9 protein-coding genes and 2 pseudogenes are annotated in these 13299 nt (G+C 30.9%); 1 reads left to right on the top strand and 10 read right to left on the bottom strand.

The window, feature by feature from the left end:
- Window positions 1-37 precede the first annotated feature (37 nt).
- The 6 genes from P4S50_RS06815 to P4S50_RS06790 all read right to left on the bottom strand — a co-directional run bounded on the left by P4S50_RS06815 (window position 38) and on the right by P4S50_RS06790 (window position 10241).
- The gene (locus tag P4S50_RS06815) at window positions 38-1285 is read right to left on the bottom strand and encodes a DUF4272 domain-containing protein (RefSeq protein ID WP_277733943.1); all 1248 of its coding nucleotides are present in this window, start codon (window positions 1283-1285) and stop codon (window positions 38-40) included.
- A 599-nt stretch (window positions 1286-1884) separates the two neighbouring features.
- The gene (locus tag P4S50_RS06810; protein WP_277733941.1) at window positions 1885-2874 is read right to left on the bottom strand and encodes an aldo/keto reductase; all 990 of its coding nucleotides are present in this window, start codon (window positions 2872-2874) and stop codon (window positions 1885-1887) included.
- 83 nt (window positions 2875-2957) lie between these two features.
- Window positions 2958-6998 carry a leucine-rich repeat domain-containing protein gene (locus tag P4S50_RS06805; protein ID WP_277733939.1) on the bottom strand — a complete coding sequence of 1347 codons (4041 nt, stop codon included), beginning with the start codon at window positions 6996-6998 and terminating at the stop codon, window positions 2958-2960.
- Entirely contained in the window at window positions 6998-7957 is a 960-nt protein-coding gene (locus P4S50_RS06800; RefSeq protein ID WP_277733937.1) for a tRNA dihydrouridine synthase, read from the bottom strand. Before P4S50_RS06800 ends, P4S50_RS06805 begins: the two co-directional genes overlap by 1 nt.
- 552 nt (window positions 7958-8509) lie before the next feature.
- Window positions 8510-9556, bottom strand: coding sequence for an NADH:flavin oxidoreductase (locus P4S50_RS06795; protein ID WP_277733936.1), 1047 nt, complete (start codon window positions 9554-9556; stop codon window positions 8510-8512).
- Window positions 9557-9665: 109 nt separating this feature from the next.
- On the bottom strand, window positions 9666-10241 hold the full coding sequence (locus tag P4S50_RS06790) for a TetR/AcrR family transcriptional regulator (RefSeq protein ID WP_277733934.1): 576 nt from the start codon (window positions 10239-10241) through the stop codon (window positions 9666-9668).
- Between the two features lie 455 nt (window positions 10242-10696).
- Between P4S50_RS06790 and P4S50_RS06785 the strand changes: the two genes are divergently transcribed.
- Window positions 10697-11188, top strand: coding sequence for a nuclear transport factor 2 family protein (locus P4S50_RS06785; RefSeq protein ID WP_277733933.1), 492 nt, complete (start codon window positions 10697-10699; stop codon window positions 11186-11188).
- Between the two features lie 730 nt (window positions 11189-11918).
- On the opposite strand, the gene P4S50_RS06780 is transcribed toward P4S50_RS06785, so the two are convergent.
- The 4 genes and pseudogenes from P4S50_RS06780 to P4S50_RS06775 all read right to left on the bottom strand — a co-directional run bounded on the left by P4S50_RS06780 (window position 11919) and on the right by P4S50_RS06775 (window position 13200).
- Window positions 11919-12458 (bottom strand): RNA 2'-phosphotransferase, encoded by a 540-nt coding sequence (locus tag P4S50_RS06780; RefSeq protein ID WP_277733932.1) that lies wholly within the window; start codon window positions 12456-12458, stop codon window positions 11919-11921.
- 30 nt (window positions 12459-12488) lie between these two features.
- A pseudogene (locus P4S50_RS20305) lies at window positions 12489-12665 on the bottom strand (CDI toxin immunity protein); the annotation flags it as partial.
- A pseudogene (locus P4S50_RS20300) lies at window positions 12638-12826 on the bottom strand (CDI toxin immunity protein); the annotation flags it as partial. The pseudogenes P4S50_RS20305 and P4S50_RS20300, both read right to left, overlap by 28 nt.
- Before the next feature lie 68 nt (window positions 12827-12894).
- Window positions 12895-13200 (bottom strand): hypothetical protein, encoded by a 306-nt coding sequence (locus P4S50_RS06775; protein ID WP_277733931.1) that lies wholly within the window; start codon window positions 13198-13200, stop codon window positions 12895-12897.
- Between the last annotated feature and the right edge of the window lie 99 nt (window positions 13201-13299).

Genomic DNA, 13299 nt, shown 5'->3' with positions numbered 1-13299 from the left:
TATTTGATTTATATAATTACTCTAACACTTTTTTATGTTATGTATTAGGAGAAATATCATCCCACTCACAATCTTCATTAGCACTAATAATCCAATTTAAAGCAAAATGTTGTTCTTGAACTACTCCAGAATTTAAGTTTGCTGGTGTTTCTTGATTTTCCACTCTTGATTCTACACATGCCCAATCATAATATAGAATCCTTGTATGCATATCTAATAGTTCTTCATTACTTCTAATGCTAGAATCTTTTATTAATTCATCTATAGAATCATAGTTTCTTATAATTTGAGCTATTTGATGAACATTACAAATTTCAGTTGGTGAATTTAAGTCTATAAGACCAAGTGCCCATAATAATACGCAACATCTTTCGTATTGCCAAGAGAATTGTATAGCTGTAATCTTATCTGGTTGTTCCATTTGTATATATTCTTTTTCTTTGTCGGTTAAATAGCTTTTCACTCCATATATTTTATTAATATCTTCAAACTCATCCTTTGCAAGTTCTATAGATCCACCTTCTATTAACAAGCACTCTGAATATAAGGCACAAGAAAATACAGCTGTTGCTCTCTTAGCTATTTTTTCTACACTTGTAACTTTCACTTCATTTTCCATAATTTGAGTTGACAACATAAAGTCTGTATGTGGTATTTTCTTTTCATCACATTCTTTTATGATTTTTCTATATCGTTCTTCATCATTACAAGATGGCTTTATATCTCTTTTTAATAAATCTGAGTTTGATATTGGATAATACTTTTCAAAATCAGTTTCTCCATCTATAGATATAAGTAATTTACCTTCTGACGTGTATAATTTCATACTAGGATAAAGGATAAAACTTTGAGTTTTGTTTGCGATTTCATATATAGTATTTACAATATAGTTTGTTCTTTTTTCATCATCATTAAGTTCAAATCCAATTCCTACAATACAAGTGAACATGCTAATTTGCAACATAGCTTGTTGTAAAATTTTTTCATTTTCAATTGGTGATTTAGAAAAAAAGTTAGCCATACCATTTGTTTGTGTTGTCACATGATTTATATCATCTGATAAATTGAACTCAATATCTGTACCATCTTTAAAAATAATTTTCAATCCTCCATCAATTGTTTGAATTGACTTTGTTACTTCTGAAAATTCTTCTTTTATTACATCAAAAATATTTTTACTATCTAAAGTAACTGAATATAAAGTTAAAACCCCTCTTTTCTTTTCTTGTTTAACTTTATTTTGTTTATTTTCTTTATTTCTTTTAAACATTTTTAATATTCCCATATGAATTCTCCCTACTTAATAATAATTTTTAAGTTTTATTTATTTAAAATCCATTTTACCATAATATAGCATGTTTTTGTACTTTTTGTATATTTGTGCAATTAAAAACAGTAGCTTTGATTGGCTACTGTTTTGATGATAAGAAATTATTTACAATTCCTTAGTTCTTCCCTAAAATTAACTAATCCAAAACTCAACACTTATAGGAATAAATCTATTCTCATTTCTATATTTAACTGTATAATTTGAAAATTTAGCATCTATTGCATCCATCTGGGTTACTTTTAGATATATATGATTTTATACCTTAAACAAAATATGCCTATACCAGTAATATCCTTTTATGATTATACAATTATAGGAATATTTACATGTCGTATCCTGTCAGTATAAATAACCCAGCCGACCCAATACCCCCTTCAAGAATATATCTTAAATAAAAATAATCAAATATAGATAAACTAAAAAAGCAACCTCTATTAATAGAAGCTGCCTCATAGCATTTATTGACACTAATGCGATATTCTATACCCATATATCCATTTTACAATATTACTACTTAGTCTTGATAGAAAAGAAATAAAAATACATTTTTATAGTTATATAAGCGAGTTTCTAACATGAATTTCTACCAATCGTTTTATCATTTGTACAGTTTCAGGTATATTTATTGAATGTGGGCATTTTTTCATACATGTCATATCTGTGCATTTTTTACATTGTGCAGCACTTTCATTTATACTAAGATCCAGTTTTCTAAGCGCCCAATAATCCTTACCCAGAAAATAATAATTGTACTGTCTAAAAATTGTATGTATTTCAGTTCCATATATACATCTACACCTTTGACATCTGTCGCATGGAATTGGTACAAAACTCTTTTCAAGTATTGACATTACTTGTGAAAAGGCAGGCCGAGTATAATTTTTAGGTTCTTTTAACATTGCCTGTTCTACTTGTTCATGGTTTCCCATACCTATTAATGCACTTGATATAGGATATGAAAGTGCACCAGATAAAAGTGTTTGAATTTGGAAGAAGTATGGCAAGATTCCTGCTGCATATACTTTATTGAGAATGAATCCTTTTTGTCTAAACAACGATTCTGACTCTATTCTGTTAAGCATACCTCTTTCAAGAATATTTCCACTTCCCTGAAGTACATCTACTCTCTTGTCTTTTGCTCCCCTTAGTAATATGTCATAGTAGTGAGAAGCAATTCCTGTAAATTTGATTTTACCTTCTGCTTTCAGTTCATTCAATGCATCCACAGCACCATATCTTCCAAATGTAACTTCCTCGTTCCCTTCATGCACCTGATGTACAAAATAAATATCCGTATAAGTACCAAGATTTTCACATGATTTATATACAGCTTTGTACATTTCGTCTCCATAAAAAAATCTTGACTTATCTGATATAATAATCTTTTCTCTGCCTATGTGAGCAGCAAATTTGCCCAGCTTTATTTCTGCATCTCCATACTCAGGTACTATTGCTGTATCAAAAAGATTACATCCCAGATTGAATGCATGCTTCATTATACTTATTGCAGTTTCTTCATCTGGGCTATAATAATCCGGTAGCACACCAGCATCTCCACTAAGTATAGGGATTGTCCCAAAAGATATTTCCGATACCCTTAGTCCAGTACTGCCTAAATTTCTGTACCTCATAGGCTATCAATGCTGAATGAATCAGCTTCCACCGAAATATCTTCTAGGAGATATTTTTTATTAATTTTTGAGCACCATGCAAATGCTCTTGAATCTATAATTTCAAGCCCTTTTGGAAAATTTATTTTCCTTAGTTCATAGCAAAATGCAAATGCCTCTCTTCCTATTGTTTTTAAAGTAGATGGCAGATAAACCGTCTCTAAGCTCTTGCATCTATAAAATGTTTTTTCTGGAATTTCAGTTATTCCTTCTGGTATGACAATACTTTTTAATGACGTACAATGTTCAAAAGCCCTCATTCCTATGTATTCAAGATTATCTGAAAGTGCTACACTTTCTAATGAATAACAGCCTGAAAATGCAAGTTTATCTATTATCCTCACATTTAATGCATTTTTTACTGAAACAAGCCATTTACATTGTTCAAAGGCACTTTTACCAATTGATACAATATCTTTAGTTAATGTAATGTGTGTGAGTAAATTACTGTTTTTAAATCCACTATCTCCAATAGCAGTTATTCCATCTGGCAAAATCAGATTCACAATATTTCCTGTACACTCAACCAGAACATCATTTTCATCTGCTTTAAAGCAGTTTAAACAATCCATAAAAATCTGCTTTACACTAGATGGCAACATCTCATCATTTCTATCTGAAATTCTTGTTAATCTATACTCTTTTCCGTCAGCAGTAATTACCTTTTTAAAATTAATACAGTTCCTAAATGCATATTCTTCTAAAACCGTTTTAGAATTAGAAAAAGTAACTTTTGTAAGTTCATAACAATTTGCAAAAGCCCATCCAGAAACTCTTTTAACATAATTAGGTATTATCACCTCACCCTGACACAAAGATGCATCAATTAGTATATTATTTACAATTACCATAGGTGAAATAACCCTTTGTTTTTCTAGCCACATTGTATTATCAAAAGCTCTCTCACCAATATATTCTACACTTTTAGGTATGTATATTTCTTCAAGATTCATAGCATCCTTAAAAACTTCACGCTCAATTGTTTTAATTCCTTTTGGGATACATACTGAACTCCCTTTATTTATATATCCAAATAATGAAAGATTTTCATCTATATCAAAACAGCTGATTGCACTATTATATATAGACTTTACAATGTCTGGAGTTTGTTTTTCAAAAACAGACGGATATTGATCTATAATATATTTTTTTTCACCAATTCTTATTACTTTAAGATCAGTACATCCTGCAAAAGCATAACTTCCATGCTTCATACCCTCCTCTGACAAAATCACTTCTTCTAGACTTCCACAGTCCTCAAAAGCATGGGCATCAACATAAGTGTCTGCATTTAGTGAAATACTTTTAAGAGAACTACAACCACTAAAAGCACTTCTACCTATAAATTTAATATTAGAAAAATCAAAATCACTTAGTGAGGTACATTCACTAAAACAGCTCTCACTTATATATTCAAGTTCTTTGCATTGACATACTTCAAGAACCTCACATCCGCAAAATACATCTTTTCCCAAAGATACTCTTCCTTTAAGAATGACATTTTTAAGATTTACACAGTATGAAAATGCCCCTTCTCCTATATCTTCTGAATTGCCCGAAACATTGGTAAGAGATACACACTTTTCAAATGCTTTTCTGCCAATATATTTTATCAAATGTGGAATATGAATTTCTTTTATATTTTTACATCCACTAAATGCTCCATCCCCTATAGTTACAAGACTTTTTGGAAGTAGTATTCTATTAATACTGTGATTTCCTGCAAAAGCATAGGGGGAAATATTTACTACACCTTCTGGAATAATAACATCTTTAGTGCAATACTTACCATCAACAACAGTATTTGATATTATGACAAGTGGTGAAAGATTTCTCAATCTGTCCAAAAATGCAGTATTTCTAAAAGCATGTGCTTGTATGCTTGTGCAATTCATATTGAAATAATCAAGCTTTTTACAACCGCTAAATGTATTTTCACCTATATGTACGACCTGTGATGAAGGAACTTGTGATAAATTACTGCATCCATAAAATGCATTGTCAGATATATATGTTATTTTACCTTGAGAGCTCACATTTTCTAAGGATGTACAATATGCAAAAACCCCTTCTTCCACTACGGTTAAATCTCTAGGAAGTGTTATATTTTTAAGTGAAGTACATCCACAAAAACATCTTGAACCAATTCGTATAAGCGATTTTGGAAATGTTACAGATGTAATCTTTGTATTCCCATAAAATGCGCCACCTGCAATGGCAGTTATTCCATCAGAAATTACAATATTTCCTGAAAGTTCACTTCCATCTACAAATATATTCCCTATCTTCCCATTTTGTACAGTATCTTTTATATAAATGCTGCCTTCAAACGCATTTTTACCAATATATTCGATTGTAGAAGGAATATTAACGTATTTAAGCGAAGAACACCTAAATGCAAATTTATCTCCAATATATGTAACCCCTTCTTCAAAAGTCAGTTTCCTTAGTTTGTCACATTGTGAGAAAATATCCGTTCCACACTCTTTTAAATCACACTTTATATTTGCTGATTTTATACCTGATGATGTAAATACATTATTCCCTAGTCTGCATAAAGATTCTGGTAATGTTATTTCCTTTAAAGAAAAACACTTATAAAACACCATATCACCTATGTTTATAAGTTTTTCTGGCAGATGTACATTTTTCAGTGAATTACATCCATAAAAAGCTAGGCTCTCTATTTCTTTCATCTCACTTCCAAATATTACCTGATTCAATTTTTTACATCTGTTAAATGCTGCTTTTTCTATTTTAGTAAGTGACTCCGGCAAATCTATACGTATGAGCTTTAAACAATTTTCAAATGATGATTCCCCAATATATTCTAGCCCCTCAGGAACATTGATTGTCTGTAAAAGAATACAGTCAGAAAATGCTTCTTCATGAATTTCTCTTATAGAATCTGGTAAAATCACTTTGCCCACGGCTTCATTACCAGCAAATGCTTTTTCACCAATGATCGCTATACCTTCTGGCACAACCACCCTTTCTTCATTTCCTCTGTACTGTATCAATGTAGTTCCACTAATAAAAAAGTTATTTAGTATCTGTGAATGAATTGTGCGTACTATCTTAGGAATACTTTCATCAGATGTATCTGGCAACCCTTTCAGTTCATAGGTACTTCCATCAGATAACGTAACATATTTTAGTGATGTACAGTTTTTAAAGGCATCCTTACTTATATTTACATTTTCATTAGCAAATTGTATCCTTTCTAAGTTAATGCAATTTCTAAATGCCCTGCTTCCAATATAAGTCAATGATTCAGGCATCTTTACAGACACAATGCCTTTTCTATTAAAAAAACAGCTCTTTGCAATGCCTGCTATTCTATTTGGTATCTCCAAATCCTTCACATTGACAAGTAATTTTATCAATATACCATCATGAATCTCCATCATTCTATATATATCAACTGCAATTGCTTTAACTACAGCATGTACATTAGAATGTGAAGAGATGACTTCGATCACACTATCAATATTACAAATAGTTCCGTCCGATAAGCTGATCTTAGAAATTCTGCTGCAGCCTGTAAAGATATCGGATATACGTGATGTATCTAAGTCTTTTGAAATTTCTATTTCTTTTAAATTCACATTATTTACGAATACCTGCCTGCCTAGATATATCACTCCTGGGATAGAAACATATTCAAGACTATCACAGTATAAAAACGCACAATTACTAAGACTTTTAACTTCATCAGATAACTTTGCACTATGTAGCGAATGACATCTATGAAAAGCATATTCTCCTATATGAGTGAGTTTTGAAGGAAAGTTGATTTTTTTCAAATTTTTACATCCCTTAAAAGCAGTGTCCATAATCTCCGTTATAGTTTCAGGAAGAACAACTTGTTCAATAAATGTACATCCCTTGAAGGCTCCTTTGCCTATTACCTTAACATTATCAGGAACCTTAACAAAGGAATTTTTAAGTGTATATGATTCTAAAATTCCATCTTCAATAATAAATCCATGTTCCATTAATCAATCTCTCTCTCTTTATAAAAAATTTTTCTTATAATGTATTCAAGTTCTGATATATTACCAGATTTATATAATTCTTGTTTATACTTTTTAGTTCCTTTTTCTGTCCTCATACAAAAAGAAACAAGTCTTTTGATGTAAGAAAGTGTGAATGTCTCGTCATAATGCTTTGATGTTAAATCAATCTGCTCAGATATTATAGTATATTTATTCTTTTGTATTTCTTTGTGTGTAAGTTCACTGAATATAAATGGATTTTCAAGAGCATATCTCGCAATCATCACGCCATCTGCGCCTGTAAGATTCATCATTTTTTCAGCATCTGGTACCGAAAATATACCCCCATTAGCAATTACAGGTATTCTAACCACCGACTTTGCTTGTTCTATCTGGTCGAAATAAGGAGTTCCACTATACATCATATTCCTACTTCTGCCATGTATAGTAATCATGTCTGCTCCAGAATCTTCACACATTTTTGCAACTTCTGCTGAAATCATTTTATCTTCTCTAATTCCTACACGAATTTTAACAGTAATTATCTTTCCACTCTTCTTACAGCCTTTAATAATAGAGGATGCTTTTTTTAGATCTCCAAGAAGTGCACTTCCTTGTCCACTTTTGAACAAATTGGGCACTGGACAACCCATATTAATATCTATTATATCGAATTCTTCAAAATAATTACTTCTTGCCATTTTCTCCATTATTCTTGGATCAGAACCTACTAATTGAGTAGCCTTTACCTTTTCTTCTGCTGTTGTAAAAAGTAGTTTTTGCGTTGCTTTATCCTTATATCTAAGTGAGTTACAATTTACCATTTCTGTATAACAAAGTCCTGCCCCTAGCTCACTGCACAGAATTCTAAAAGGATAACATGTATATCCTGCAAGCGGTGCCATAAGAACATTACATGGTATAATTATATTGCCTATTTTTAATTCTTTTATCTCCAAATGCTGCTATCTCCCTTACAAATATATTTGTATATTCAAATATTATTTTTATATATACAATGTTAACCCTACTGTCAATAGGAAAGTATGAACCTATACTGAGTCTATACTTCCCTAGAAACCAAAATATTTATCTTATTATTTTATCATAAAAAAGGATAATTCGTAAAAAATTGTAAGTATGTATTTTGAGAACATTTTTTAATTTACTAAATCCAGTAATAGACTTTTATCATTATACAATTACAGAAATATTTATATGTCGTATCCTATCAATATAAGGAAACCGAACGACCCAATACCCACATAAAAAAGACAACCTAATTTTAAATTACATTGCCTTTTTCTTTATTTCATAAAATATAGTGCGAATATATATTGTCCTACATTTTTATTAGTGTATATTCCGCCTACATATTTTAAAAGTTTTTACTTATGGTACAGTTCAGCGTAACGGGTGTAAGTGCGGTTTTCAAGAAGATCCCTTAATTATGATTTATTAATGAAGGCCGTATGATCTAAACCAGAAATCATACGGCCTTCATTAATACCCTAAAACGTATTCAGAATACATCTTTTTCTACCAACAGTCGAACACTTACTACAGCTGACACAACGTGATTTTTCCTGACCCTTTTTTAAACGTGTAATAAGGTCTGGTTCAGTGATAAATGGTCTAGACAATGAAACCATATCTACACCTGATGTTAATACAGTTTCCATATCATTAAAGTTTCTTACACCACCAACAACCATAGTCGCGATATTCCTATCACCTTTGATCTCAAGGGCGCTATCCAAGAAATAATTATGATCTGAATATTTCTTCGTTGCGAAATCTGAACCACTGAATTCAACCGCTTCTATACCAAGCGCCTCAAGCTGAAACATCATGTAATCTAGATCGTCATTATACGTAGCAGTTTCTATCAGATCATTGGAATCGATCTTTATGAATACTGGATAAGCTTCACCACAGGCTTCTTTAATTTCTTCCAATATCTCGCGTACAATTCTAAATCTGTTTTCTGAGCTTCCGCCATAGTTATCCGTACGTTTATTGATAGATGGCTTCAGGAATTCGCATAAAAGATACCCATGAGCAGCGTGTAATTGCACACCATCCATTCTTGATTTCTGTGCACGCACAGCGGATTCAACAAAATCACTTTTCACTCTAGTAATTTCATCAATCGTCATCTCTCTTGCAACTCTACCATCTTCTAAATCAAATTCAGACGGTCCGAATGGATCTTGTGAATAAGCTTGGATACCAGCATGGTTGATTTGTGCAATAACCTTTGTGTCGTTCGGCTCTACAATTTCCTTGATTTTTTTTGCATATTTAGCATGATCGTCATTAATCAGTTCATTTGAGCCCGGTGCAACAATACCGTCCTTTGAAACGAAAAACTGACCTGCAATAATGAGCCCGATTTCATTGGATGCCAATTCATCATACATTTTAAGCTCATCTTGGCTGATGGTCCCATCAAGATTACCAAGCATACTATGCGTCGCTGATCTTACAATTCTATTCTTGATTGTCATGTTTCTTAGCTCTAGTGCTTTAGATACTTGCAGATTTTCGAAATTCATAATACTCATCTCCTTATTTGTTCACCTTTATTGGTTTATTTAATTAATATGTTTCAAAACTCGATTTATTTAGACCGGTCTGCTTAAACCGTGTAAAAATATAACCATTTTACTTTAAGTAAAATGGTAGTACATTACTAATGAAGTTGTTGAGTGGCAACTCTGAATTCTCATATTTCATCCTCAATACTGCACCATGATAGTTATCATAAATCATATGTGTTAATCGAACAGGATCTATTTGATTTGAAATGAGTTCCAAGGTCATTGCGCTGTCAATCCATTTTGCTATGAAATCTTTGTGCATATCTATACTGCTATGAATTAACTCGATAATGGCCTCATTTTCCACACCATCTGAAACAATATTCATCATTGGACATGTTCTAAGGTTGCCCTTATTGAAAAAGAAATCATTCGCAATAGAATAATACTTTGTAATCTTCTCAATCGGATTCAGAGTGCTATCATTATCTATCTGTTCTAAAATGAATTTTACTTTTCTGCTGTAAAGCTTTATTGCTTCGATAACAAATGCATCTTTGTTTTCAAAGAAATTATAAAAGGATCCTTTTGGAATCCCGCAAGCTTTTAATACGTGTTGAACGCCTAACCCTGAAAACCCCTTCATCGTTAGAATTTCAACACCAGATTGCAAAATTTCCTCTCTATTGTATTTTGACATATTCCCTCCTAAACAAATATAAGACCGGTTTACTTATATACTACTTCTTCTTTCGATAATTGTCAATGAAAATTTATACAATTATCATTGACAATGAATAAAGGATAAATTAAAATATAAGTAAACCGGTCTAATGCTTATGGTGATGTATTACCATTTTACTTATCATAAGCTGAAGTGGTTATATTTTTACACCATATAAGTAGATCGGTCTATTAATTAATGTATTTAGTAAGTACCCGCTATTGATGTTCATAATGTTAAGGAGGAAATTAAGGAACTAACCATTAGTAAGGACATTGGGGCTTCTTTGAAGCCATGAATGCTTCTGGTAAATAGAAGATGAGGCTGTTGTAATTCGAGTTTCTGTATAATTGAGGATCTGTTTTTACAACTCCTCAGGAAAAGATTACTATATCAATCTAAAAAATATAAATGAAAATAGGAGGCTTATAATGAGTCAATCAAAAAAATATCCAATAATTGATATCAACAAACATTTACAAGAAAATTGGACAGAACAAGAAACAGAAAATGCAAAAATCGTCGTGGACTTTTTTCAACATTTGATGAATGAACATGACTTTGACTACACAATGGAGAAATACGGTAATGTTCCATACACACAACACAACAGAGCTATACCAAATGAAATGTCTGGACTTATTAGCTATGTGAAAACACTGACCAAGAGATTCCCTGAGTATTCTTTTGATGTGAAGCGAATATATGCTGATGGTGATTTCATCCTCTTGCATAGCCATACCACAATGATGGCGAAACACAGGGGCAATGAGAAAAAAGGATTTATTATTACTGATACATTTCGATTAAAAAATGGAAAACTGGTAGAGCACTGGGATGCAATCCAACCAATTGACACTTTCTCAAGACTCTTGTTCTTAATGACAGGCGGAAGTATAAATAATAACAATCCAACTTTCTAACAAACTTATGTAGATAAAAGACCATCTCATTAAGAGATGGTCTTTTATTCAAGTACATTTCATAAGATTTGAACTCATATATGTGGTAAGGTTCACCTCTCTTAATTCTAAATACTTACTTACTCAATATTCTATATTTCAATATACTTACATATTTTAATAGTTAAAATAAAAAAAGTGTTTATAGATGCCCCACTCGTGATGATAATGGAATATCTAAACTTATATTAGAAAAAAGTGAAATAGAAAGTACAATTCTAAATGACCTTATTAGTATTTTTAATGAACAAAGTTTTAATAACCTTTGGACTATATACAACAATAAACTATTAACTATAGAGAAACCAAATCTAATTATATCACAGAAACTACTTGATGAAAAAATAACAGAGAAATAATCTCAAAAATTAGATATTAAAAGAACCTCATCAACTACTACTGATCAAAGTATTAAATATTCACTACAAAACAATAAGTTAACATTCTCTTATATATATTTTTTTAACACCTTATAATAACCGTTTAAACTCTTTATCATATAATATCAATAAGATTTTTCTTTTCATACAAAATACTCGATCATAAAATAGATGTCAATACAAGCCAAAACTTATATTGTATAATAACAGTAAATAATGTCCTATAGCTATAATGAGCCCAACCGTCCCAATACCCACATAAAAAAGACAACCTCATTTTAATAAGATTGCCTTGATTATTTTAAAATCACCTATTTTTCTATAATGTATTTGGGATCAATAGAGTCTACAAGCCAAATCGTATCATTTGCATGATAGAATTTCACTCCATCTATTGATGCTTGTTTTGCATTAATTTTAAGAATGATTGGATTTTCAGCTCTCCTTTTTCCTACTTGTATTGCTGTTTCAGTATCTGAAGATAGATGTACATATTGTCTGCTTTTAGGAATAAGTCCTTTTTCTCTTATTGATTCGATAAAATATTTAGGTGTTCCGTGATATAAAACATCAGGTGGTATTTTATCAGCTTTTACTATTTTTTGAGGTGTAGAATGTCCATATAATGCTCTAATCTTACTATTATGTATTTCATGTCTCTTTTTATCTGATTTTTCAATCATAATTTCTAAATCTTTTCTATCTAAAGATTTCCATTTTCTATCACATCTTAATGATTCAATCAATTGATCTATATCAACCCAGCCATTTTCATCTAGTTCTAATTCATATTTCCATGGCTCATGCCTTAAAGCAAAAGAAACTTCTTTGCTTAGTTTCATATAATCCATATATATCACTTCCTTATACAAAAAAATATACTAACAATAACTAATATTATTTAAATTAAATGTCCTATTTACTATTTCTTCTTCATGATGAAATTCTATTAAATACTTATTATGATGACTATAAATCCATTGGTCTCCTCCAATAGCGTTAATATTTTCAATGGCACTCATAGCACTTTTCAAGTTTGTTCTAATAACAGGGTAGTTCCCATATCCCCAACCAAATCATTTTGTACTTCTAACTCTGTTTGTATATAAGATATGATTTCTAATATGTCCCTTACTTCAAATTTATTCTCTAATTTATCCCAATCAACCCTTCCCCAACTAACGAAAGGAAATTCATTTTGTAAGTTTTCATATATCTCCTCTGATTCACTGTCTTATGGAATACATACAGAATATGATAATTCCATATTTATATATAAATATGGAATTATTCAATCATTTCTTCTGCGGAATTAATATCTACTGTAAGATCAATGTCAGTAAATTTATGCTGTAATTCTTTAAGAAAACAAATAAACTTTCTACTTTGAAATTTATAAGCAATATCTTCAAATATTTCACTTATCCAATATACTTCATCACTAGAGCAGTTCTCTAAAAACTGTTTTGTAGCTTCTTCATCCACAGACAATAATTCTGTTAATTTAACCCAATATTTTTCAACAATTGGGTCATTAGGATCTAAACTAGCCCTTTCATATATAAGTTGCTTTACATTTCTATCATTTATCATAAATCCTCCAATTAATTATTGCATATTATTAAACTCTTACATAGAATTAGAATAGTTATTCTAAAATCAAAGTAACATTTTCATTATCTTCAATTATTT

Source organism: Tepidibacter hydrothermalis (assembly GCF_029542625.1).
In the GTDB taxonomy this organism is placed as follows: Bacteria; Bacillota; Clostridia; order Peptostreptococcales; family Peptostreptococcaceae; genus Tepidibacter_A; species Tepidibacter_A hydrothermalis.
Note: the sequence above shows the minus strand (reverse complement) of the source record. Positions and strands in the feature narration are given on the sequence as shown.

What these genes read in the sequence shown, in the direction of transcription:
- P4S50_RS06780 (WP_277733932.1), bottom strand. Translation starts at nt 12,458, where the DNA reads ATGGATTATATGAAACTAAGCAAAGAAGTTTCTTTTGCTTTAAGGCAT.
- P4S50_RS06785 (WP_277733933.1), top strand. Translation starts at nt 10,697, where the DNA reads ATGAGTCAATCAAAAAAATATCCAATAATTGATATCAACAAACATTTA.
- P4S50_RS06795 (WP_277733936.1), bottom strand. Translation starts at nt 9,556, where the DNA reads ATGAATTTCGAAAATCTGCAAGTATCTAAAGCACTAGAGCTAAGAAAC.
- P4S50_RS06805 (WP_277733939.1), bottom strand. Translation starts at nt 6,998, where the DNA reads ATGGAACATGGATTTATTATTGAAGATGGAATTTTAGAATCATATACA.
- P4S50_RS06815 (WP_277733943.1), bottom strand. Translation starts at nt 1,285, where the DNA reads ATGGGAATATTAAAAATGTTTAAAAGAAATAAAGAAAATAAACAAAAT.
- P4S50_RS06790 (WP_277733934.1), bottom strand. Translation starts at nt 10,241, where the DNA reads ATGTCAAAATACAATAGAGAGGAAATTTTGCAATCTGGTGTTGAAATT.
- P4S50_RS06775 (WP_277733931.1), bottom strand. Translation starts at nt 13,200, where the DNA reads ATGATAAATGATAGAAATGTAAAGCAACTTATATATGAAAGGGCTAGT.